This window comes from Achromobacter sp. 413638, assembly GCF_043119405.1.
Taxonomy (GTDB): Bacteria; Pseudomonadota; Gammaproteobacteria; order Burkholderiales; family Burkholderiaceae_B; genus Achromobacter.
The window spans coordinates 25,646-47,461 of the sequence record NZ_JBICCO010000050.1; the positions used below are offsets into that span (position 1 = coordinate 25,646).

General features: G+C 69.7%; 18 protein-coding genes. 9 read left to right on the forward strand and 9 right to left on the reverse strand.

What is annotated here, in order from left to right; translation table 11 throughout:
• Positions 1-109: 109 nt before the first annotated feature.
• Positions 110-916, reverse strand: coding sequence for a helix-turn-helix transcriptional regulator (locus ACEU5R_RS19650; RefSeq protein ID WP_103273848.1), 807 nt, complete (start codon positions 914-916; stop codon positions 110-112).
• 208 nt (positions 917-1,124) lie between these two features.
• Here ACEU5R_RS19650 and ACEU5R_RS19655 point away from each other — a divergent pair, with 208 nt between their 5' ends.
• On the forward strand, positions 1,125-2,381 hold the full coding sequence (locus tag ACEU5R_RS19655) for an MFS transporter (protein WP_103273849.1): 1,257 nt from the start codon (positions 1,125-1,127) through the stop codon (positions 2,379-2,381).
• Positions 2,382-2,435: 54 nt separating this feature from the next.
• Here the strand turns inward: ACEU5R_RS19655 and pgaD are convergent, their stop codons facing one another.
• From pgaD to pgaA, 4 genes are all read right to left on the reverse strand, one after another.
• Positions 2,436-2,876, reverse strand: coding sequence for a poly-beta-1,6-N-acetyl-D-glucosamine biosynthesis protein PgaD (pgaD, locus tag ACEU5R_RS19660; RefSeq protein WP_392411324.1), 441 nt, complete (start codon positions 2,874-2,876; stop codon positions 2,436-2,438).
• Complete coding sequence (gene pgaC, locus ACEU5R_RS19665) at positions 2,873-4,210, reverse strand: poly-beta-1,6-N-acetyl-D-glucosamine synthase (protein ID WP_103273851.1); 1,338 nt, start codon at positions 4,208-4,210, stop codon at positions 2,873-2,875. The genes pgaD and pgaC overlap by 4 nt, the downstream gene beginning before the upstream one ends.
• The gene (pgaB, locus tag ACEU5R_RS19670; RefSeq protein ID WP_392411325.1) at positions 4,207-6,252 is read right to left on the reverse strand and encodes a poly-beta-1,6-N-acetyl-D-glucosamine N-deacetylase PgaB; all 2,046 of its coding nucleotides are present in this window, start codon (positions 6,250-6,252) and stop codon (positions 4,207-4,209) included. The genes pgaC and pgaB overlap by 4 nt, the downstream gene beginning before the upstream one ends.
• 113 nt (positions 6,253-6,365) lie before the next feature.
• The gene (pgaA, locus tag ACEU5R_RS19675) at positions 6,366-8,879 is read right to left on the reverse strand and encodes a poly-beta-1,6 N-acetyl-D-glucosamine export porin PgaA (protein WP_392411326.1); all 2,514 of its coding nucleotides are present in this window, start codon (positions 8,877-8,879) and stop codon (positions 6,366-6,368) included.
• Positions 8,880-9,570: 691 nt separating this feature from the next.
• Here pgaA and ACEU5R_RS19680 point away from each other — a divergent pair.
• Positions 9,571-10,827: a diguanylate cyclase gene (locus ACEU5R_RS19680; protein WP_392411327.1), complete on the forward strand. Its 1,257-nt coding sequence runs from the start codon at positions 9,571-9,573 to the stop codon at positions 10,825-10,827.
• Here the strand turns inward: ACEU5R_RS19680 and ACEU5R_RS19685 are convergent.
• Positions 10,817-12,718, reverse strand: a complete 1,902-nt coding sequence (locus ACEU5R_RS19685; protein WP_369869673.1) for an alpha/beta hydrolase family protein — start codon at positions 12,716-12,718, stop codon at positions 10,817-10,819. The two genes, ACEU5R_RS19680 and ACEU5R_RS19685, sit on opposite strands and share 11 nt — an antisense overlap.
• A 242-nt stretch (positions 12,719-12,960) precedes the next feature.
• On the opposite strand from ACEU5R_RS19685, the gene ACEU5R_RS19690 reads away from it, so the two are divergent.
• The gene (locus ACEU5R_RS19690) at positions 12,961-13,404 is read left to right on the forward strand and encodes a BPTD_2524 family lipoprotein (RefSeq protein ID WP_103273856.1); all 444 of its coding nucleotides are present in this window, start codon (positions 12,961-12,963) and stop codon (positions 13,402-13,404) included.
• A 15-nt stretch (positions 13,405-13,419) separates the two neighbouring features.
• Here the strand turns inward: ACEU5R_RS19690 and ACEU5R_RS19695 are convergent, their stop codons facing one another.
• Positions 13,420-13,836, reverse strand: coding sequence for a PaaI family thioesterase (locus ACEU5R_RS19695; RefSeq protein WP_392411328.1), 417 nt, complete (start codon positions 13,834-13,836; stop codon positions 13,420-13,422).
• A gap of 113 nt (positions 13,837-13,949) precedes the next feature.
• On the opposite strand from ACEU5R_RS19695, the gene dinB reads away from it, so the two are divergent.
• A complete protein-coding gene (dinB, locus tag ACEU5R_RS19700; protein WP_103273858.1) occupies positions 13,950-15,032 on the forward strand; it encodes a DNA polymerase IV in 1,083 nt (360 codons plus the stop codon).
• A gap of 173 nt (positions 15,033-15,205) precedes the next feature.
• Here the strand turns inward: dinB and ACEU5R_RS19705 are convergent, their stop codons facing one another.
• Positions 15,206-15,664 (reverse strand): GatB/YqeY domain-containing protein, encoded by a 459-nt coding sequence (locus ACEU5R_RS19705; protein ID WP_103273859.1) that lies wholly within the window; start codon positions 15,662-15,664, stop codon positions 15,206-15,208.
• Positions 15,665-15,769: 105 nt separating this feature from the next.
• The gene (locus tag ACEU5R_RS19710) at positions 15,770-16,627 is read right to left on the reverse strand and encodes a LysR family transcriptional regulator (RefSeq protein ID WP_103273860.1); all 858 of its coding nucleotides are present in this window, start codon (positions 16,625-16,627) and stop codon (positions 15,770-15,772) included.
• 87 nt (positions 16,628-16,714) lie between these two features.
• Between ACEU5R_RS19710 and ACEU5R_RS19715 the strand changes: the two genes are divergently transcribed.
• From ACEU5R_RS19715 to ACEU5R_RS19735, 5 genes are all read left to right on the forward strand, one after another.
• Positions 16,715-17,104, forward strand: a complete 390-nt coding sequence (locus ACEU5R_RS19715) for a tautomerase family protein (protein ID WP_392411329.1) — start codon at positions 16,715-16,717, stop codon at positions 17,102-17,104.
• A 151-nt stretch (positions 17,105-17,255) separates the two neighbouring features.
• Entirely contained in the window at positions 17,256-18,488 is a 1,233-nt protein-coding gene (gene hmpA, locus ACEU5R_RS19720; RefSeq protein WP_392411330.1) for an NO-inducible flavohemoprotein, read from the forward strand.
• Between the two features lie 61 nt (positions 18,489-18,549).
• On the forward strand, positions 18,550-18,987 hold the full coding sequence (locus tag ACEU5R_RS19725) for an Rrf2 family transcriptional regulator (protein WP_103273863.1): 438 nt from the start codon (positions 18,550-18,552) through the stop codon (positions 18,985-18,987).
• A gap of 184 nt (positions 18,988-19,171) precedes the next feature.
• Complete coding sequence (locus tag ACEU5R_RS19730; protein ID WP_392411331.1) at positions 19,172-20,419, forward strand: D-amino acid dehydrogenase; 1,248 nt, start codon at positions 19,172-19,174, stop codon at positions 20,417-20,419.
• 170 nt (positions 20,420-20,589) lie between these two features.
• On the forward strand, positions 20,590-21,504 hold the full coding sequence (locus ACEU5R_RS19735; RefSeq protein ID WP_392411333.1) for a DMT family transporter: 915 nt from the start codon (positions 20,590-20,592) through the stop codon (positions 21,502-21,504).
• The last annotated feature ends 312 nt before the right edge of the window (positions 21,505-21,816 follow it).

The following is a 21,816-nucleotide window of genomic DNA, read 5'->3' on the forward strand; positions in this document are numbered from 1 at the left end:
CTGGCCGCGAGGCGGCGGCGCCGGGGCGTCCGGGCGCTATTGTCGCCGATCCTTCCGGGGACAGGCTTAAGCGGCGCTGAAATCCGCCGCGTGCCGGACGCGCGTGGCCTCATGCGGGCTGCGCCGGCAGATAGCGCTGCGGCGGGGCGCCGAGCGCGCGGCGGAACATGGCGCTGAAGGCGCTGGCGCTGCGGTAGCCCAGGCTGGCCGCGACGCGCGCGACCGGCTCGCCCAGCGCCAGCCGGCAGACCGCGTCGGCCAGCCGCAGCTGCTGCACCCACTGGCGGTAATTCAGGCCCAGCTCGGACTGGAACAGGCGGATCAGCGTGCGCGCGCTGGCGCCGACCTCGTCGCCCCAGTCCTCGATGCTGCGCGACAGGCCCGGCTGGTCCAGGATGGCGGCGCAGATGGCCTGCAGCCGGCGGTCGCGCGGCCAGGGGATCTGGAAGGGCACCACGCGCGCGGCGGCCAGTTCCGATTGCACCAGCGCGGCGATCTGGCCCGCGCGGCCGTCCTCGGGATAATCGATCGGCTCGGCGGTCAGCGCCAGGATCAGTTCGCGCAGCAGGCCGCCGACCTCGATCACCTGGCATTCCGGCCAATAGGCGCTGGCGGCGTCGGCGCGGATATAGAGCGAGCGCATCGACACCGCGCCCACCATCTCGACCTCGTGCGGCACGCCGGACGGCACCCACAGCGCGCGCAGCGGCGGCAGCGCCCAGAAGCCGCTGGGCGTGCTGACCCGCATCACGCCCTCGACCGCGTACAGCAGCTGGGCGCGCGGATGCGTGTGCGCGCCGGTGCGGGCGCCGGCGGGGAAATCCTTGGCCATGGCCGTGACCGCGCGCGGACGGTCCTGGTAGTCCTGGGCATCGATGCTGCGGGCGGGGTCTGGAGCGGGGCGGCGGGTGGCCATGTCTGTCACTTCGAGGCGGGTGGTAAGCACCCTGGCTTAGGTACGAAACGCCTATTTTGTCACTTTCCCGACGAAAATTGGCAGATCGCTCCCGATCAACCTTCCTACACTGGCAAGCAGAGGCCGTCGGTTCCGCAAGGGCGGCCGGCCTCGCCGTCCACGTCCCGTTTTCTCAGACCCGCCTTTTCAGACTCCCGACCGCCCAGACATGAACGCTGCCCAGAATCCCGCCGTCGCCGCCGAGCCGGCCCCCGTCGCGGCGCCCGGCCCCGCGCGCGACGCCGCCGCGCAGGACGCCTCCACCGCCTTCAAGGTGCTGGGCGCGATCAGCGTGGCGCACCTGATGAACGACATGATCCAGTCCATCCTGCTGGCCATCTATCCGATGCTCAAGGAAGGATTCAGCCTGTCGTTCTCGCAGATCGGCCTGATCACGCTGGTCTATCAGCTGGCCGCCTCGCTGTTGCAGCCCTTCATCGGGCTGTACACCGACCGCCACCCCAAGCCGTATTCGCTGCCGGTGGGGATGGGCTTCACGCTGGCCGGCCTGCTGCTGCTGTCGGTGGCGCCGTCCTTCGGCTGGCTGCTGGTGGCGGCGGTGCTGGTGGGCACAGGCTCGTCGGTGTTCCATCCCGAGTCCTCGCGCGTGGCGCGCATGGCCTCGGGCGGCCGCCACGGCCTGGCGCAATCGCTGTTCCAGGTTGGTGGCAACGTCGGCTCGGCGCTGGGGCCGCTGCTGGCGGCGCTGTTCATCATTCCGCACGGGCAGCGCAGCGTGGCCTGGTTCTCGCTGGCGGCGCTGTTCGGCATCGTGGTGCTGACCGGCATCGGCCGCTGGTACAGCGCCAACCGTGCCCGCCTGAAGCCGCGCGCGCGGCGCGACGGCGCGGCGGTGGAGCTGCCGCGCAAGCGCGTGCTGGCCGCGCTGGCGGTGCTGGGCGTGCTGGTGTTCTCCAAGTATTTCTACCTGGCCAGCCTGAACAGCTATTTCACTTTCTATCTGATCGACAAGTTCGGCCTGTCGACGCGCGAGGCGCAGCTGTACCTGTTCCTGTTCCTGGCGGCAGTGGCCGTGGGCACGGTGGTGGGCGGTCCGGTGGGCGACCGCATCGGCCGCAAGATCGTGATCTGGGTGTCGATCCTGGGCGTGGCGCCGTTCACGCTGATGCTGCCGCACGCCAACCTGTTCTGGACGGCGGTGCTGGTGGTGATCATCGGCGCGGTGCTGGCCTCGGCCTTCTCGGCCATCGTGGTCTATGCGCAGGAGCTGGTGCCGGGCAAGGTCGGCATGATCGCGGGGCTGTTCTTCGGCCTGTCGTTCGGCATGGGCGGGCTGGGCGCGGCCGCGCTGGGCCGGCTGGCCGACGCCACCAGCATCGGCTATGTCTACCAGGTCTGCGCCTACCTGCCGCTGCTGGGCGTGGTGGCGATCCTGCTGCCGAAGATGGGCGGCAAGCGCGCCTGAGAGGCGTTGCCGCGAGCGGGTCCGGGGCTGCGCGGCCCGGGCCCGCTCGCGATTTCAGGCCACGCTGCGCAGCTGCGCGCGGGCCGGTTCGATGCCGATGATCTCGCCGCCGTCGCCATGATGGATGACGGCGACGCGGGCGCGGCGCAGCTGCTGCAACTGCGCGGGCGCGACGGTGAAGCTGCGCGCCAGCTGGGCGTCGCCGACGGCGGCCGCCCGGCGGCGGCGGTCCTTGCCGGCGAAGCGCCGGTGGTTGTAGAGCGCCCAGGCCACCAGCGCCGCGCCGTTGGCCAGCGCCAGCGCGGCGTAGCCCCACAGGGTGTTGGCCGTGGGCAGGAACACCGCCCACAGCGAGATCTCGGGCCCGCCGGCGGCCCCGCGCAGGATGGCGAGGATGCCGGCGCCGAACAGATAGACGAAGGCGAACCAGCCTCCGGCCGTGAGCAGCAGGTCGAACAGGTAGCCGGCGCGGGACCGGCGCGTGGTGATGATCATGATGCCTCCTTGGATTTGATGCCGCGATCGGGACTGGTCCAGCGCGCGCGGCGGACCTGCCTGCGCAGCATGACCTTGGGAAAGCTCACCAGCGTGGTGAGCAGGCTCACCATCCAGTAGGCCAGCGGATACCAGATGACCCAGTAGAGCGAGCGCGCCAGCCCTGGCTCGTAGCGGCGGTCGATCAGGATGCTGACGGCGAACTGCAGCAGGCAGACCACCGCCAGCATCATGCCGGTGAAGGCCGGCGGCAGCAGGCTGGCGATGTGCATGTTGTTGGGCAGCGCGACGACCTGGCTGACCAGCCACAGCAGCACCGAGATGGCGAAGGCGAAGGACCAGGCCGTGGACAGGCAGAATTCCGCCATCAGCGGCCACAGCCGGCGGTGGCGCCAGTTCCAGATCGAGCGCAGATTCTTCAGGAAGACCTCGGCGCCGCCCTGGGCCCAGCGCAGCCGCTGCTTCCACAGCCCGCGCAGCGTCTCGGGCATCAGGATCCAGCACAGGCCGCGCGGTTCGTAGAAGATCGACCAGTGATCGCGCTGCAGTTTCCAGCTGATGTCGATGTCCTCGGTGATCATGTCCAGGCTCCAGTAGCCGACCCGGTCCAGCGCCGTGCGGCGGAACGCCGCCACCACGCCGGACACGGTGAACACCTGGCCGTAGACCCGCTGCGTGCGCTTGATCAGGCCGATGATGGACGAGAACTCGCCCACCTGGATGCGGCCGATCAGCGTGGAGCGCGTGCGGATGCGCGGATTGCCCGTGACCGCGCCCACGCGCGGGTTGTCGATCAGCGGCGCCACCAGGTAGGCGGCGGCGTCCGGATCCAGCATGGCGTCGCCGTCGATGCAGACCAGGTATTCGCTGCGGGCCGCCAGTGCGCCCATGCGCAGCGCCATGGCCTTGCCCTGGTTCTGCGCCAGGTGCACCACGCGCAGCCGCTCGTGTTGCGCGGCCAGGCGATCCAGCATCTGCGCCGTGCCGTCGCTGGAGCCGTCGTTGATGGCGATGACCTCGATGTGGGGATAGTTCTGGTTCAGCGCGGCCAGCAGCGTGTCTTCGCCGTTGTCGGCCTCGTTGTAGCAGGGCACCAGGATGGAAACCAGCGGATTACCGGCCAGGGCCGGCGCTTCGCGGCGCGCGCCCCAGGCCCAGTGGCGCTCCCAGTGCCACCAGTAGTACAGGCCGCCGGCCATCCACAGGCCGGACATGAACAGCGGGTAGAAGAACACGAATCCCAGCAGCGCCTGGCTGGTCAGCGCCAGGGCGAAGCCGAAGGGCGCGCTCAGCACCGCGCACAGGATGAGCAGGGCGAGAAGACGGTCGATCATCGGATGGGGAACCACGCTTCGGAGATGGCGGGCCGGATGCCTTGCAGCCGGGGCTGGTCTTGCGAGAAATCGTCGGGGTAGTAGCCGAAGCTGCGCGCGCCGCGCAGCTGCAGGCGCTGCATCCAGCCGGCCAGCGTCGCGGTGTCGACGGGCGTCGGCTCGGGCCGGCTGGGGCCGGTGCGCCAGTCGACGGCCTGCAGCTCGAACACGGTCCGGTCCAGCGCGTCCGGCCGGCGCCTGGCCACCGCGTCGACGATGCGGTCCAGCCAGGCCAGTTCCTGGCCCGCCGGCACTTTTTCCATGTAAGGCATGGCCATGGGCGCGGTCCAGTCGTAGGCGTCCAGGAAGTCGTCGGGGTTCTGCGCGAACCAGGCTTCGCTGGCGGGGTTGAGCAGCGGCTCGGCGTACAGGTTGCGGGCGGTCTTGATGCGCGGGCCGCGCACGGCGCGGGCGCGCTCGGCGAGTTCAGTGGTGAAATCGACCAGGTGGCGGCTCTTGTAGCGGGTCCAGCGCTGCATCGTCTCGGGATCGGCGCGTAGCGCGGCGATGCTGCCGGGCAGGCCGGCGTTTCGGTACGCGGCCAGCGCCGCCGGGCTGGCGTCCTCGAAGTCGCCCAGCATCGCGTCATCGTGGAACAGGATGCCGTCGAAGAAGGCATGGCGCGCCAGGTCTTCGTACAGGTCGCCGATGCGCTGGCGCGCGACCGGATCGAACGGCGACAGGCGGCGGTACAGGTCGGGATCCGGCGCGGGCGCGGCTTCGGGCCGCTGCGGATCCCAGCGGACCACGCGGGCGATCGACGGGTCCAGGTCCAGCGCCAGCACCGGCATCCAGGCATAGACGAACACATCGGCCCGGTTGTGCAGCTGCCAGGCGACGCGGTTGAACAGGTCGGCCCGCATCGGCAGCCAGCGGTTCGGGAAGTAGACCGAGCGCACCAGGCCGTCGGCTTGCGGGTCGGCGTAGGCCTGCAGGAACACCGTGTTGATCTGCATGTCCACGATGCGCTGCACCAGCTCGCCCAGGTTGCGGTCGGTCTGCGCCGGATCGGGATCGTAGATGTAGTCCAGGTCCACGTGCGCGACGCGCATCGCGGGCACCGTCTCGATGCTGGCCACGCTATTGGCGAAGTGCCGGATCGTGGGGTCGTTGGCCAGCAGCATGCGCGGCGTGGACATGAGCCGCGCCACGCGGCTGGGGCCGTCTTCCAGCGTCAGCGCCATCTGATAACCCTGTTCGCCGGCGATGCGCAGCGTGGTGCCGCCCTCGGCGCCATAGGGCCAGACCCAGACGCGCGGCGCCTTGCCGGTGGCGCGGCGGATCTTTTCGCTGATCGCGGCCACGTCGCGGCCCATGCGTTGCTCGAAGCCGGCCTCGTTCTCGTAGCGGCCATTGCGCGCGTCGTACTTGCGCACGGCGGCGGCCGGCTCGGTATTGCCCTGGGGATTGGCCAGCGCGCCGTAGTGCGAGGCGTCGGTGTGGGCGGCGATCTCCACCAAGCCGGAACGCGAGATCTCGCGCACGTCGTTCCAGTCCAGGAAGCGGTCGCGCGGCTGCATGTTGCCGCCGAAATCGACCTTCCTGTCGGCCGGCGTGTCCATCCACGTGCCCACCGGCGCCAGCACCGCCGGCCAGCCGTAGGCCTTGAGGATGGGCAGCACGCGGGTCAGGAAGCTGCGGTAGCCATCGTCGAAGGTCAGCAGCACGGCGCGCTCGGGCAGCGGCTTGCCGCCGGGCTGGCGCGCGGCCAGGATCTGGTCCACCGAGACGGCCTGGTAGCCGTTCTCGCGCAGCCAGTTCAGCTGGTCGACCAGCCGGTCGGTGCGCACGCTGAGAAAGCCCTGGTCGGGGTCTTCATCTTCCACGTCGTGGTAGGCCAGCGTCAGGAAATGGCCTTGCACCCAGGGTTGGTCGACCGGGGCCACCGGCCGCTCGGCGGGCGCGACGTAGACGGGGATGTCCTTGGCGCAGGCGCCCAGGAGCAGCGTGGCCAGCAATAGCAGGCCCGCGAACAACAGTCGGGGGAATCGAAGTTCAAGCAATTCAGTTCTCCATGGCACAGCCTCGTCGGGGCCGCGCGGAGCCGGTTTTGCCGGTCCGCCGCGGCGCCCCCTTGAGGGGGGAGCGCGTAGCGCTGCGGGGGTGGGTCCCATCTTCAAAAGCGGTAGGCAAGATCGAACGTGATGCGCAGCTCGCGCTCGCGCCGGCCGTCATAGGGCCGGCTGACGCCGGTCACCATGGCGCCCATGTCGAGCACGTCGTTGGCGCGGTAGCGCTGGCCATAGCCCAGCGCGATCACGCCGCCAGTGCCGTAGCCCTGCTGCGTATACGCGCCGGCGCCCAGCGTGCCGATCTGTTCCCAGGCGTTTTCGTAGCGGCGGTGCAGCGTGTGCGTCAGCCGCAGGCCGGGCAGGACCATCAGGTCCGAGCGCGGGTTGAAGTAGGGGCGTTCCGCGTCCAGGCTGTTGCGCTGCGAGGACAGTTCCAGCGTCAGGTCGGTCTTCAGGTGCGGCGTGGTGTGGATCCGCTCGCGGCCGTCCAGGCCCAGCGCCCAGCGCTGGTTGCCGTCGGAAAAGCGCGAGGGCGAGAGCCGCAGCGTCCATTCGCTGCGCTCGTGCGCGCGCCAGCGCGCATAGGCCGACAGGCCGTTGGACGAGACGCCGCTGGCCAGCGCGCGCAGCGGCGTGTCGCGCGACAGGCGCTCGGCCGAGCCGCCGATCTGCCAGTGGTCGTCCAGGTCGTAGGCGGCCGACAGGCGCAGGCCGGTCCTGGCGCCGTGGCCGTACTGGTTGGCGGACACTTCGCCCTCGACCGTCAGGTCGCGGCCGCGCCATTGCGCGCCGGCGCGCGCCCAGCGGTAGGTGCCGCGGCCTTCCTCGAAGTCGCCGTTGGCGTAGCCGCCGCCGGCGAAGCCGCGCCAGTTGTAGTCCAGCGGCGGCGTATAGATCACCGCGTCGATGCCGAAATCGCCGCTGCCCGACACCGGGCTGTCAGAGGCCAGGCCACGGTAGCCGCCGATGCGCAGCTCGGCCTTGTTGTGGACTGCCCATTCGCGCGCCAGCCGGCGCGACAGCGGGTTCTCGGGCGCGCGCGCCAGCGTGTCCCGGCTGAGCGCCTCGGCCTGGCGCCACTCCTGCAGGGCCAGGGCGGTGAAGCCCTGGCCGTTTTCCACGCCGATGTTGCGCGGCGTCAGCGTCTCGGCCATTTTCAGCGTCCGCTCCGAGGCGCGCGGCAGCGAGCGGGCGCGATACAGCGCGGCCAGTTCGCTCTTGAGCGTGGAGTTGTTGGGGGCGTTGCGCGCCATGCCTTCCAGGCGCGCCTGGGCCTCGGGCGTATCGTCGGCCTGCAGCCGCGCGCCGGCGTCGACCTGCATGCTCTGCAGGTGCAGGTCGTTGGGGATGCGCATGGGCTGGCCCTTGACGTAGACCCAGGCCGGATAGCCCTCGCGGGTCTCGTCCATGACCTGAGAGGCGCCGTCGAAATCCTCGGCCTCGGCCAGCGAGTAGTAGCGGCCGGTCTGGTTGCCCAGCCTGTCCACCGGATCGTCGTCGTGGCTTTCCTCGGCCTGGGCCACCTGCTGGTAGATGGCGGCGGCCTGCTCCGGCTGGCGCAGATACAGATAGGCGGAAGCGACATCGCCCAGCGCGTAGCGCGGCACGGCCACGCCCTCGGCGCGCAGCGCCTCGTACTCGCTGGCGAGATCGCGCATGCGGTAGCGCGCGTGCAGCGCGTGCAGGCGGTCGATGCGTGCCCGGATGACATCGTCGCGGGTCTCGTCGCCTTGTGTCGACCAGGCCGGGATCAGCGCGTCGTAGTGCGCCAGGACGCGATCGGCGATCGCGAACCTGTCGGCCTCGTTGCGCGTCGGCATCGAGGCTAGGCGCACTTGCTCGGCCAGCGCGTCGGCCTGCAGCCGGCGCATCTGCGCTTCCGTGTACAGCTCGGGCCGGCGCGTGGCGTGTTCCAACGCGGGGCCGGCCATGCGAGCGCGTTGCAGGGCGAACACATACTCGCGTTCCACGTAGGCGGCGCCGGGCGCCAGGTCGCGCGCGCGGTCGGTCGCATGCAACGCTTCAAACGGCGTATTCCTGCGTGCATGGACATAGGCCAGGGCCAGGTGGGCGTCCGCGTCCCGGGGGCGGGCGCGGACCAGCTGCTCGCCCGCGGCCAGCGCCTCGTCGAGCCGGTCGGCGTCCGCCAGCGTCATGGCGATGCCGGCGGCGAAGGCGGGCTGGGACGGATAGGCGCGCATGCCGGCGCGGAACTGCGCCAGCGCTTCCGGCCAGCGGCGCAGGTCGCGCAGCGCGCGCGCCACCGCCAACCGAACGTCGGCGGGCGGCTGTGCGCCGGCGGGCAGTTGCGCGTAGGTCTGCGTCACCTCGTCGGGCCGGCCCGCCCAACTGGCCACCAGGATGCGGTCCTGGATGGCGCGCGGGCCGCCGGCCGGACCCAGGGCGCGCAGCATGGCCAGCGCCGGTTGGTGGTCGCCGGCGCGCGCGCGCAGGATTAGGGCGTCGTAGTCGTCGCCGGCCTGGGCGGGCGCGGGACAGAGCAGGGGAGCCAGGGCGGCGCAGACGGCCGCGAAGCCGTGGCGCAGGCGGGCGGCGGGCGCAGGCGCCTGCCGGTGGCGTGCTGGCCGTGCGGCGCTCTTGTGCGGCGCTGACGGCAAGTGTCTTCCTTTCTCGTTCTTCTCATACATCCGTAATACATCCGCGGTTGCGATATATGGCGTCCACGTCCGAGCCTCCAAGGGGCGGCCAGCCGCCGGCCGGCCCAAGGGGCCGTCCAGGCTCGCGCCCACGGCATGGCGGCCGAAAGCGCTCGCGCCCGCGCGGCACGCGCTGGCGTCGGAAGTGAACAGTGGATTTCTTGATGCGCGGCGCCCGCTGCGGGGACCTTCGCACTCGCGCGATCGGAGTGCATGGCTAGTACGCGCCACGCCCGTAGGGCGTGATCGCGGCGCTTTCGTCGGCGCCGTCGATAGCCGCAACTTTAGGACGTTTCCTAGAAAGAGACTGTCAATTACTGCAAACAGGCAGCCACGGGCCAACGGCCTGGCGTATGCTTCTCAGCATCCCGGGATTGCTGCTTGTTTCCAGGGACTTAAAGGTTCAGGGCGGACGGATGCGCGGCCTGTTGGGGCCTCGCGCGCGTGGTTTCTTTTCGCCGTGTAGGTAACAAAAAGCGTCAGAAATGGATGCATGTAACGCCTTTTGCAATCGGGCCGCGTATCGCGGCTGGTGGCGAGGCGGCGCGGATTGCCCATCCCCCCTTCGCAGCGACACGCGCGGGGAAACGAACCCAGTGAAACAGCAATTCCCTAAGGCCTGCGGAGCCCGACGCTCCGGTTGGCAAACACCATGACAACTTCTCTGTTCTTCCTGATGTGGGGGCTGGCCACCGCGCTGGCCATGCCACTGTTGTTGCAGTTTCACGCCAGCGGCGTGCCTGGCGTGCGTGCATTCATGCTGGCGAACGCGCTGACCGTGCTGTCCTTGCTGCTGTACGCGGCGGGCAGCTTCCTGCCGCTGAACGCGACCGTGATGGTGTCCAATGCCGCGTGGATCAGCGCGTTGGCCCTGGTCTATGTGGGCGTGCGGCAGTTCTTCGGGCTGCATCCGCAGGTGTGGCGCAGCGCCACCCTGGCGGCGCTGTGCATCGTGGCGATGGCGGCCATGCTGTATGGGCACGATCAAGTGGCCGCGCGCATCGTGCTGTTTTCCGTGATCACCTGCGCGGGCATGGTCGCCACGGCCTGCGTGATCTTCGACGGGCGCAGGCAGATCCGCACGCGCGGCGTGGCGCTGTACCTGCTGCTGGCCATCCTTGGGCTGGCGGCGCTGCATCTGCTGCGCGTGCTGGTCTACGGCCTGGGCTGGGAAGCGCCCGGCTCGATGCTGCATCCCACGCCCTGGGCACTGTTCTTCATTGTCGGCGGCTCGGTGACCGTGCCGGCGCTGTTCCTGGCGTTGTTGCTGCTGGTGCAGACCCGGATGTCCGAGCGCATGCAGGAGGCGCTGACCTTCGACAGCCTGACGCAGGCCTACTCGCGGCGCAGCTTCATGGACGAGCTGCAGCACGAACTCAGGCGCTGCGAGCGTAACGACGGCCGGCTGGTGGTGCTGTTGCTGGACATCGATTTCTTCAAGGCGATCAATGACCGCCATGGTCACGCCACCGGCGACCAGGCGCTGCGACATTTTGCGCGGGTGGTGCAGCGCGCGGTGCGCGCCAGCGACCGCTTCGGCCGCCTGGGCGGCGAGGAATTCGCGTTGCTGATGTACGACTGCGAGCCCGCCAGCGCGTTGGTGCAGGCGCAGCGCGTGTGCGATGCGCTGCGCGATGCGCCGCTGCATACCGTGGATGGCGAGATCAGGATGACCGTCAGCGGCGGCTTGGCCGCCTACCGGCGCGGCGATACGGCGGACGGCATCCTGGCGCGCGCCGACGTGGCGTTGTACCGCGCCAAGGAACTGGGCCGCGACCGGGTGGAAACCGGCGGCTCGGTCGGTTTCGGCGCGGCCGCGACCTGGGACTGGACGGCGCAGGGCGGGGCGGAAGCGGCCAATGCGGCCGTCGCGGCCAGCCCCGCGGGATCGAAGGCGACTACGGCTTGAGGTGCTGGAGCAGGAACTTCTCCATGGCCTCGTAGAACTCGAACTTGTTCTCGTCGTTGTGGAAGCCGTGGCCCTCGTTGTCCTTGACCATGTACTCCACGTTGACGCCGCGCGCCTTCAGCGCCTTGACCATCTGGTCGCTTTCGTCCTTGTTGACGCGCGGATCCTTGGCGCCCTGGGCCACGAACAGCGGCGTCTTGATGCGGTCCGCGTGCAGCGCCGGCGAGGTCGCGGCCAGGCGGTCCTTGTCGCGCACGGGGTCGCCCACCATGTCCTGCATCTTGGCCAGCATCGGCTTCCAATAGGGCGGGATGGTCTGCATGAAGGTGAACAGGTTGGACACGCCCACGTAGTCCACCGCCGCCGCGTACAGGTCGGGCGTGAACGCCACGCCGGCCAGCGTGGCGTAGCCGCCGTAGCTGGCGCCGTAGATGCCGACGCGCTTGGGATCGGCGATGCCCTGCTTGACCAGCCAGGCCACGCCATCGCTGATGTCGTCCTGCATCTTCAGGCCCCACTGGCCGAAGCCGGCTTCCCAGAAGCGGCGGCCATAGCCGGTCGAGCCCCGGAAGTTCATCTGCAGCACGCAGAAACCCCGGTTCGCCAGGAATTGCACTTCGGGGTTGTAGCCCCAGCCGTCGCGCGCCCAGGGACCGCCGTGCGGATTGACGATGCACGCCAGGTTCTTCGGATCGCGACCCGCCGGCAGCGTCAGGTAGCCGTGGATGGTAAGGCCGTCGCGGCTCTGGTAGCTGATCGGCTGCACGCGCGCCATGCCGGACTCCGGCAGCGACGGGTTCAGGTCGGCCAGCTTGCTCAGCGTGTCCGAGGCAGCGTCGTACAGGTATCGCGAGCCCGGCGTGCGGTCGTTGTAGGCGGCGACGATGAACTTGTTCTCATCGCGGTTCGAACCCTGCAGGGCCAGGTCGTAGCCGGGCAGCTTGGCCGTCAGCTTCTTGAACAGCGTTTCGGTCTGGGCGTCGAAGAACTTGTACTGCGGCTTGTCGGTCTGGTAGACGGCCAGGGTCAGCACGCGGCGTTTGCGCGAGTAGGCGGCCGCGTCCAGGTCGACTTCCTGCGGTGCGTAGATTTCTTCCTCGACATCGGGCCTGGCCGGGTCGATGACAACCAGCGCCAGCTTGTCGCGGCCTCGGTTGGATTGGGCGTAGAGCTTCTTGTCGTCGAAGGTGAAGAAGGCCGGATGGACGCTGGTGCGGTAGTCGGTGGTGATCAGCGGCCGAAATTCGGCGGCCTCGTCGTCGCGGTAAAGCAGGGTGGTGTTCAGGCCGTCGCTGGCGACGGCGGCGCGCAGCTTGCCGGCATGGTCGGTCTGCCAGCCGACGATGTTGCCGGGATTGCGCGCCACCAGCTCGGCGGCGCCGCTGCGCACGTTGACGCGGTACACGTCGAAGACCTGCGGATCGCGCTGGTTGTGCGTGACCAGCACGTGGTCCGGATCGTCCTCCAGGTCGTCGATGATGCTGGCGCGCACGTTGTCGTAGGGCGTCAGGTCGGTGACCTTGCCGGTCCTGGCGTCCACCGCCAGGACGTGGAAGTTTTCGTCGCCGCCGAAGTCCTTCTGGTAGAGCACCACGTCGGGGCCTTTCCAGAAGAAATTGCTGATGTCGCGCGCGGTTTCGCTGGTGAGCTTGCGCGGTTCGCCCACGAGCGCGCTGCCGTCAAGCGGCTGCACGAAGATGTTCATGCGCGCCGGGCTGCCGTCCGTGCTGGCCGGCTGCATGAAGCCCAGCGTCTTGCCGTCTTCGGACAGGCGGAAGTAGCCGCGCTCGGGGTTGCGGAAGAAGTCCTTCAGCGGATAGCGCGGCGGCTGCGCGGCGCTGGCGCCCAGCGAGGCGCCCAGGATGCTGGCGGCGAAAAGGGTGTGTTTCATGAACGAAATCAAGATGGGATCTCCATGGATTTCCGTGCCCGCGCGGCCGGCGGCCCTGGCAAGCGGGGCGCGGCCGCGAGGTAGGGGGCGCGCATAGCGCCGGCGGCGCGCTCGATCATGCCATAGGCGCGGCGGGGGTGTCGAACCGCCCGGCGGCGCGCGCCGGACGCGGGGCGGAGACGGGCTGTTTCTGCGCCGGGCCGGTTTGCGTGATAATCGCGCCTATCAATCTGGAGAGACTTATGTACAGGAATCTGGTCGCCTGCGCGCTGGCGCTCGGCCTTGCCGGCTGCTCGGTGGGCATCTCGGGCGACGGTTCGTCGCCCCACACCGAATTCAAGGCGGCGGTGAACTACAAGGACGCCTACGACGCGGCCATCCGGCAGGCCAATGCCTGCCTGCGCAGCACCGACAACGCCTACCGCGTGGTGCCCAGCCTGGACGAGGCCTCGCGCTCGGGCGAGGTCCGCGTGCTGGCGCCCTTCGCCGATACCGAGATGACGCGCGTGAACGTCAAGGCCGCCGGCGACAAGAGCACCGATGTTCGCATCGTGGTCTGGGGCAAGGGCACCTGGGACGTGGAGGCGCTGCGCGCCATGAAGGACGCCGTGTCCTACAACCTGGTGTCCTGCAGTTCCTTCATGCCGCGCGATCCGCAGCCGCAGACGCCCGCGCCGAAGAAATAGTCGGGCGGGGCCGGTTCAGTCGCCGCCGGGCCGGCGGCGGATGATCTTGAAGGTCGCCGTGGCCCGCGCCACCAGTTCGCCGTTCTTGTCGCGCACGTCGCCTTCGCAGAAGGCGATCGACGCGCCACGGCGCAGGCAGCGCGCCTCGATCACCAGGTCGCCCGTGCCGGGCGACAGGAAAGTGGTGTTCATGTCGATGGTGGCCATGCCCACGGCGGCGTCGGCAGAGCCGCGCGCGGCGGCGCTGAGCGTGAAGTCCAGCACGCTCATCAGCGTGCCGCCGTGCACGTCGCCGCGACTGTTGGTCAGGTCGCGGCGCCAGGGCAGCGAGGTGCGGGCATAGGCCGGCCCGATCTGCTCGGGGACCAGCCCGATGTAGTCCATGAAGGGAATGGTCAGGCCGAAATAGTCTTGCGGGGCGGTTGCGGTCATGGGCCGGTACGGGGAGAGGAAAGCAGGCGGGATTCGCGGTCATAATATATTTTTTTGCGGCGCCCGCGCGCGCCATGCTTCGCCCGTTCTCATTTCGCGTTCGATCACCGACCATGCCCGAGCCTTTGCGCAAGATCGTACATATCGACATGGACGCGTTCTACGCTTCCGTGGAACAGCGCGACAACCCCGCGCTGCGCGGCCTGCCCGTGGTCGTGGCCTGGACCGGACCGCGCTCGGTGGTCTGCGCGGCCTCGTACGAGGCGCGGCGTTTCGGCGTGCATTCGGCCATGTCGGCGGTGCGCGCGCAGCGGCTCTGTCCGCAGGCGGTCTACGTGCCGCCCGATTTCAACCGCTACCGCGAAGTCTCGCGCCAGGTGCGCCAGATCTACGCGCGCCATACCGACCTGATCGAGCCGCTGTCGCTGGACGAGGCCTACCTGGACGTGACCGTCAACAAGGGCGGGCTGCCGTCCGCCACCGAGGTCGCGCAGGTCATCCGCCACCAGATCCGCCAGGAAACCGGGCTGACCGCCTCGGCCGGCGTGGCGCCCAACAAGTTCCTTGCCAAGATCGCCTCCGACTGGAACAAGCCCGACGGCCTGTTCGTCATCCGGCCCTCGAAGGTGCTGGAGTTCCTGGCGCCGCTGCCGGTGCGCAAGGTGCCGGGCGTGGGCAAGGTGACGCAGGCGCGGCTGGAGCAGCTGGGCATCCAGACCGTGGGCGACCTGGCCACGCACGAGGTGCAGGAGCTGGAGCATTATTTCGGCCGCTATGGCCGCCGGCTCTACGAACTGGCGCGCGGCATCGACGAGCGCGAGGTCGACGCCGACCAGCAGGTGCAGCAGGTGTCGGCGGAAACCACGTTCTCGGAAGACGTGCGCCTGGAGGCGCTGGGCGAGGCCATCGACCGCATGGCGGGCAAGGTCTGGGACCAGGCGCTGAAGAAGGGCGCGCTGGGGCGCACCGTGGTGCTCAAGCTCAAGACCGACCGCTTCCGCATCCTGACGCGCAGCCTGACCAGCGCCAATCCGCCCTCATCGGCCGAGGAACTGGCGACCATCGCCAGGCTGTTGTGCGACCGGGTGGACCTGCCGCCACAGACGCTGTACCGGCTGGCCGGCGTCGGCATGAGCAACTTCGCCGACCCCCAGGAACAGTCCCGCCAGCCGGACCTCTTCGGCGGCGCGTTCTAAAGCGCCACAACCCAACCTCTAACAGTCCCTCCCCAATCGGGGCCACACGGAGCCGGCTTTGCCGGTCCGTAGTGGTGCCCCTGGGGGCAGCGCGTAGCGCTTCGGGGGGAGTCTCTCCCTCCGGTCCGTAGTGGCGCCCCCCTGGGGGGGAAGCGCGTAGCGCTTCGGGGGGGTTACAACCTACTTTTCACTTGCTGCGACAGCGCCGTCATGTCGGCGCGGCCGGCCAGCGACTGCTTGAGCAGCGCCATGACCTTGCCCATCGCGGGCGCGCCGGTGACGCCCTGCGCGGCCACTTCGGCCAGCGCGGCGTCGATGGCGGCGGCCACTTCCTCGGGCGTGGCGGCCTGCGGCAGGAATTCCTGCAGCACGGCCAGCTCGGCCTTTTCCTGCTCGGCGGTCTCGGTGCGGCCGGCCTGCTCGAAGGCGGCGATGGACTCGCGGCGCTGCTTGACCTGCTTTTCGATGATGGCGGTGATCTCGGCGTCGTTCAGGTCGCGGCGTTCGTCCACTTCCTTCTGCTTGACGGCGGCCAGCAGGAAACGCAGCGTGGTCAGGCGTTCGGATGCCTTGGCGCGCATGGCCTCCTTGACGGAATCGGAGAGGCGGGTCTTGAGCGTAGCGGTGCTCATGGATGAACCTTTGTGGTGTGTTGCGACGAAACCGTGAGTGTAAACCGGGCCGGCGCCAGGACTGCGGCGGCAAAGGGTATGGCGCACGGCCTGGGTGCGGGCGTATCAGCCGCGTATCGCGCCCTGGAACGCCGCCGACAGCGCGGCGAGCGCCTGCTGGGGGCGGCCGCCCCTGGCGCGCGTGTGCAGCAGCACCGGCAGGCGCGGCATCTCGGGCAGTCGCAGCCGAGGGCCGACGTCGACGGCGCCGAACGGCAGCATGCGGGGCGCCAGCGCGGCCACGCCCAGCCCGGCCATGACGGCCGCCGCCACCGCCGCCACGCCGCCGCCGACGAAGACCTCGCGCCACGGCACCGCCGACTCGTCCAGCCGCTTGGCGGCCAGCGCGCGCACGCCGCAGGGTTCGGCGAGCGTGGCCAGCGGCAGCGGCTCGTCCGCGCGGTGCTGCCAGTGCGGCGCCGCGAACCAGCCCAGCTGTTCCTCGGCCAGCACCGTGCCGTCGTCGCGGCCGGCGTGCAGGCGCGCGATCACGGTGTCCAGCTCCCGCCGGTCATAGCTTTGCAGCAGGTCGCCCGAGGAGCCGATGCGGATTTCGATCAGGAGTTCGGGATCCTGCGCGTTCATGCGCGCGATCAGCGCGGGCAGCTCCGGGCCGGCCACATGGTCGCTGATGCCGATGGTCAGGCGCTGCCGCGTTTCGACCGACAGGGCGAGCGCGCGCTCATGCGCCGCCATGAGTTCCCGGGCGTGTTCGAGAAAACCGGCGCCGCGCGCCGACAGCTCCACATGGCGGGGCGTGCGCTCGACCAGCCGGAAACCGAGCCGGTCTTCGAGCCGCTTGAGCTTCAGGCTGACCGCGGCCTGCGTCATGCGCAGCGAATCCGCTGCCAGCGTGAAGCTGCCCAGCTCGGCGATGCGGATGAAGGCCTTGACGGTGTCCAGGTCCAGCGAGCGCTCATTCATTTTGAGCCTTAATGACTGATATAAGTATGAATAAAGAAAAAGAATAACTAGTATGGATCGGGTCTACAACCCACCGAGGAATTCACCATGCCACTCGTGCACATCGCCTTGCGCGCCGGAAAGCCGGAAGCCTACCGGCAGGCCCTCTTCGACGGCGTTTACCGCGCGCTGCGGGAAACCTTCAACGTGCCGGAAGACGACCAGTTCATGACCATCACGGAGCACGAGGCGGCGAACTTCCGCTACGGCGCGACCTATATGAACATCGCGCGCAGCGACGATCTGGTGTTCATCCAGATCACCGCCAACAACACACGCGGCCTGGACCAGAAGAAGGCGCTGTTCCGGCGGATCACGGCATTGCTGGGCGAGAGCCCCGGCCTTCGGGGAGAGGACGTATTCGTGAACATCGTCGAGGTCGCCAAGGAGAACTGGTCCTTCGGCCATGGACTGGCCCAATACGCCGAATCCCCGTAAGGCCCACGCGCGGCGCCGGTCCGCCCGCCCGCGGGATGGGCGGACGAGGCCCGGGCGGGCAGGGCGGCCATGGGTTTGCGGGAGGCTGTTTTAAAGATGTATTATTAATACATCTTTAAAAGCGAGCCCTCTCGCGCCCCTGGAGTCCTGGATGTCCCTTTCCCCCGCCCTGAGTCCGTCCGTCCGCGCTTTGGTCAAGGCCACCGCCCCGGTGTTGAAAACACACGGCGTCGCGCTGACCCGTCATTTCTACGCGCGCATGTTCGAGCACAACCCCGAGCTCAAGCACATCTTCAACCAGGGACACCAGGCCGGCGGCGAGCAACAGCAGGCGCTGGCCGGCGCGGTGGCCGCCTATGCCGAGCAGATCGATGATCCGTCGGTGCTGGCGCCGGTGGTGACGCGCATCGTGCACAAGCACGTCAGCCTGGGCGTGCGCCCCGAGCATTACCCCATCGTCGGCAAGCATCTGCTGGCGTCGATCCGCGAAGTGCTGGGCGAGGCCGCCACCGATGAACTCGTCGATGCCTGGGCCGCCGCCTACGGCCAGCTGGCGGGCCTGCTGATCGCCGAGGAGGCGCGGCTGTACGCCGATTCCGCCGCCAAGCCCGGCGGCTGGACCGGCTGGCGCGCCTTCCGCGTGGCGCGGCGCGAGGCGGAAAGCACCGAAATCACCTCGTTCTACCTGGAGCCGGCCGATGGTGGCCAGGTGCCGGGCTACCAGCCGGGCCAGTACGTGTCGGTGCGCCTTTACGTGCCCGAACTGGGCCTGATGCAGCCGCGCCAGTACAGCCTGTCGGACGCGCCGGGGCAGGGACGGCTGCGCATCTCGGTCAAGCGCGAGCCGGGCGTGGCCGGCGCGCCGGCCGGCCGCGTGTCAAACGCCCTGCATGATCGCCTGCAGGTGGGCGGCGTGCTGGACGTGGCGCCGCCGCAGGGCGATTTCCAGCTGCGCGAGGCCGTCGGCGCGCCCGTGGTGTTGCTGAGCGGCGGCGTGGGCCTGACGCCCATGGTGTCCATGCTGAACCACCTGGTGCGGGCCGACGACGGGCGCCAGATCCGCTTCGTGCACGGCTGCCGCAACCGTGACGCGCACGCCATGCGCGACCACGTCAACACCATCGCCGCCGGCCGAGGCAATGTGCGCAAGGCGGTCTTCTATGAGGAAGTGGGCGGCGGGGACGAGCCGGGCCGCGACTACGACTACGCCGGCCGCGTCGACCTGCGCGCCATCCGCGACGCCGCCATCCTGCCGGGCGCGGACTACTACCTGTGCGGCCCCGCGGGCTTCATGCGCGCCCAGCGCGAGGCGCTGCTGGCGCTGGGCGTGGGCGCCGACCGCATTCACGCCGAAGCCTTCGGCAGCGGCGGCGCGCCGGCCTGAACGCGGTGTATCCTGGCGATCCGGCTTGCGCCGAGCCGCCGTCCTTTCCCTTCCAGCCGCCATGCAACTGAACCGCTTCACCGACTTCGGACTGCGGGTGCTCATGTACCTGACGCAGTGCCGCGACCGCCCGACGGCGGTGACCATCCCGGAGATCGCGGACCGTTTCGGCGCGTCCCGCAATCACCTGGTCAAGGTGGCGCATTTCATGGCGCAGCGCGGCTGGGTCGTCACCACGCGGGGCAAGGGGGGCGGGCTGTGTCTGGCGCATTCCCCCGCCGCCTACCGGCTGGGCGACCTGGTGCGCGAACTGGAAGAGCAGGGGCCGCTGATCGATTGCCGCGAGCCGCCCTGTGCGCTGGACGGCGCCTGCCGGCTGTCCGGCGTGCTGGCCCAGGCCATGCAGGCCTTCTTCGACGGGCTCAACGCCCACACGCTGGCCGATCTGGTGCGCGACCCGACGGGCGCGGCCATCATCCGGCTGCATCGGGCGGCCTGAGCCATCGCGGTCCTGGCCGGCCGTGCCGCTGCCGGCCAGCACCTGTGGGCCGCGCCGTTCCGCGCCCGGCTCGCGTTCACCCTGGGACATGATCTTTTGTTATGGGTCTGCCCGGTATTGGCATTTGCCGCCGGAGGGCCAGCGCTCCAGAATAGGCCGCAGTGTCAGTCTATTTGGATAAGGTATGCGGGTTTGCGTGATCGGCGCGGGCGTGGTGGGCGTCACCTCGGCCTATTTCCTGGCGCGCCAGGGGCATGACGTGGTGCTGGTCGACAGCCAGCCGCGTCCTGCGGAAGTTTCCAGTTACGCCAACGGCGGCCAGCTCAGCTACAGCTACGTCGCGCCGCTGGCCGGCCCGGGGGTGCTGCCCAGCGTGCCGGGCTGGCTGCTGCGCTCGGACTCGCCGCTGCGCTTCCGGCCCAGGCTGGATCCGCATCAATGGCGCTGGTGCCTGCAGTTTGCGCTGGCCTGCCGCGCCTCGGTGGCGCGCGCCTCGACCGCCGAGCTGCTCACCCTGTCCTACCTGAGCCGTGACGTCATGCACGCGCTGCTGGCCCAGGAAAACCTGGACTTCGGCCATCTGAAGAACGGCAAGCTCATCGCCTACCGCAGCGCCGAGCTGCTGGACAAGGCGCGCGCGCTGGTCGCCTACCATGCCGCGCACGGCGCCGACCAGCAGGTGCTGGACGCCGCTCAGACCCTGGCGCTGGAACCGGCCCTGGCCGGCATGGGTGCCAGCCTGGCGGGCGCGATCTACACGCCCAGCGAAGAGGCGGGCGATTGCCGCCAGTTCACCGAGGCATTGTTCGACCGCCTGCAGGGCATGGCCAACGTGCAATGCGCGATGTCCAATCCGGTCTCGGGCCTGCAGCGGGAAGGCCGCCGCGTCGTGGCGGTGCAGAGCCGCGACGGCGACATCGGCGCGGACGCGGTGGTGCTGGCGACCGGCATCGGCACGCGCGCGCTGCTCTCGCCGCTGGGCCACGACGTGCCGCTCTATCCGCTCAAGGGCTACAGCCTGACCGTGCCGCTGGCCGACGACGACCGCATGGCGCCCGCCATCAGCGTCACTGACTACGAACGCCGCATCGTGTACGCCCGCGTGGGCGGCGTGCTGCGCATCGCGGCGATGGTGGACATCGGCGGCGGCGACGCGCAGATCGACCCGGAACGCATCGCGCTGCTCAAGCGCCAGGTCCACGAGGCCTTCCCCGGCCTGGACCTGCGCCAGGCCATTCCCTGGGCCGGACTGCGACCGGCCACGCCCAAGGGCAAGCCGCTGATCGGCCGCAGCCACGCCGCCGACAATCTGTGGCTGAACATCGGCCAGGGCGCGCTGGGCTTCACGCTGGCCTGCGGCAGCGCGGCGTTGCTGAGCGCGCAGATGGGCGGGCTGGAGCTGCCGCTGGATCCGGCGCCGTTCCAGCCCTGAGTCCTGGCCGCCTCGACGGGGCCGCCCGCACGGGAATGTCCTTTTTGCGATAGCGATTGCCTTTTCATCGGCAGACGGGCTGACCCCGCATCAATAGGATGGCGGTTCCGTTGCGCCGGGCTTGCCTGGCGAAGCGGAAACCGATTCCCATTCTCCGGGTGAGCCCCATCATGTCCTATCTGTTCCCCCTGTTCGCCATCCTGTTCTGGGCGGGCAACGTCATCGTGTCCAAGATGGCGGCCAGCGCCATCTCTCCCACCGCCATCACCTTCTACCGGCTGGTCCTGGCCCTGGCCATCATGGGCCTGTTCACCGCCGTGCCGGCCTGGCGCAACCGCAAGATCATCCTGCGCCACTGGCCCAAGCTGGCGCTGTACGGCGCGCTGTCCTCGGCGCTGTTCCAGGCGCTGTCCTACCGCGCCGCCGAAACCACCACCGCCACCAACATGGCGATCGTGACCGCGCTGATTCCGCTGCTCAGCATGCTGCTGAGCGTGGTGGTGCTGCGCGACCCGCTGACCCTGGGCATGGCCGTCGGCGGCGTGCTGTCCTTCCTGGGCCTGCTGTACCTGGTGGGGCAGGGCGACATGCTGGCCGTATTCCACAACGGCGTGCACGTGGGCGACGGGCTGATGCTGCTGGCCGCGTTTTCCTATGCGCTGTACGGCGTGCTGCTGCGTCACTGGAAGGTGCCGCTGCCGGCCTGGCAATCGACTTTCGTGCAATCGTTCTTTGCGCTGCTCTACATGCTGCCGCTGTTTCTCAAGGTGCCCGCCGCCCAGGCCGCGCTGGACGTGAAGACCGTGCCGCTGATCCTGTACGCCGGCATCTTCTCGTCGGTGCTGCTGTCCTTCCTGTGGATCGAAGGCGTGCATCGGCTGGGCCCCAACCGTTGCAGCATCTTCATCAACCTGCTGCCGCTGTTCACCGCCATGGCCGCCTTCGCGCTGCTGCGCGAGCAGCTGCATGGCTACCACCTGCTGGGCGGCGCGGTGACGCTGGCCGGCGTGCTGCTGGCGCAGACCGTGCAGCGTCCGCTGTTCGGCCGTGGCGCCGGCGCCGCACTGGCGGCCGGCAAGGCCTGAGTCCGCCGGCGCGGTATCGCGGGCGGCCCGCGCAGGGCGGCCCGCGTCGCGCGGCGTGCGGGTGGGCCCGCACGGGCGTTCAAGACAGTGGCGCGGCCCGCGCGCACAGTGGCGCTCTTTTGCACAGGAGCGCCCATGAGCATCTTCCAGAAAGCCGCCATCGCGCTGGCGCGCAGTCCCGGCGCCGGCCGCCTCATGCGGGCCACCGCCGCCGGCAGCGCGCTGGCCAGCCGCTTTGTCGGCGGCGCCACGGCCGGGGGGGGGGGGGGGGGCGCGGCGGGGCGGGGGGCGCCGGCCGCCCCCCCCCCCCGC

Coding starts and splice junctions, on each gene's coding strand:
- ACEU5R_RS19650 (WP_103273848.1), bottom strand. CDS start 916: ATGGCCACCCGCCGCCCCGCTCCAGACCCCGCCCGCAGCATCGATGCC.
- ACEU5R_RS19655 (WP_103273849.1), top strand. CDS start 1,125: ATGAACGCTGCCCAGAATCCCGCCGTCGCCGCCGAGCCGGCCCCCGTC.
- pgaD (WP_392411324.1), bottom strand. CDS start 2,876: ATGATCATCACCACGCGCCGGTCCCGCGCCGGCTACCTGTTCGACCTG.
- pgaC (WP_103273851.1), bottom strand. CDS start 4,210: ATGATCGACCGTCTTCTCGCCCTGCTCATCCTGTGCGCGGTGCTGAGC.
- ACEU5R_RS19680 (WP_392411327.1), top strand. CDS start 9,571: ATGACAACTTCTCTGTTCTTCCTGATGTGGGGGCTGGCCACCGCGCTG.
- ACEU5R_RS19685 (WP_369869673.1), bottom strand. CDS start 12,718: ATGAAACACACCCTTTTCGCCGCCAGCATCCTGGGCGCCTCGCTGGGC.
- ACEU5R_RS19690 (WP_103273856.1), top strand. CDS start 12,961: ATGTACAGGAATCTGGTCGCCTGCGCGCTGGCGCTCGGCCTTGCCGGC.
- ACEU5R_RS19695 (WP_392411328.1), bottom strand. CDS start 13,836: ATGACCGCAACCGCCCCGCAAGACTATTTCGGCCTGACCATTCCCTTC.
- dinB (WP_103273858.1), top strand. CDS start 13,950: ATGCCCGAGCCTTTGCGCAAGATCGTACATATCGACATGGACGCGTTC.
- ACEU5R_RS19705 (WP_103273859.1), bottom strand. CDS start 15,664: ATGAGCACCGCTACGCTCAAGACCCGCCTCTCCGATTCCGTCAAGGAG.
- ACEU5R_RS19710 (WP_103273860.1), bottom strand. CDS start 16,627: ATGAATGAGCGCTCGCTGGACCTGGACACCGTCAAGGCCTTCATCCGC.
- ACEU5R_RS19715 (WP_392411329.1), top strand. CDS start 16,715: ATGCCACTCGTGCACATCGCCTTGCGCGCCGGAAAGCCGGAAGCCTAC.
- hmpA (WP_392411330.1), top strand. CDS start 17,256: ATGTCCCTTTCCCCCGCCCTGAGTCCGTCCGTCCGCGCTTTGGTCAAG.
- ACEU5R_RS19725 (WP_103273863.1), top strand. CDS start 18,550: ATGCAACTGAACCGCTTCACCGACTTCGGACTGCGGGTGCTCATGTAC.
- ACEU5R_RS19730 (WP_392411331.1), top strand. CDS start 19,172: ATGCGGGTTTGCGTGATCGGCGCGGGCGTGGTGGGCGTCACCTCGGCC.
- ACEU5R_RS19735 (WP_392411333.1), top strand. CDS start 20,590: ATGTCCTATCTGTTCCCCCTGTTCGCCATCCTGTTCTGGGCGGGCAAC.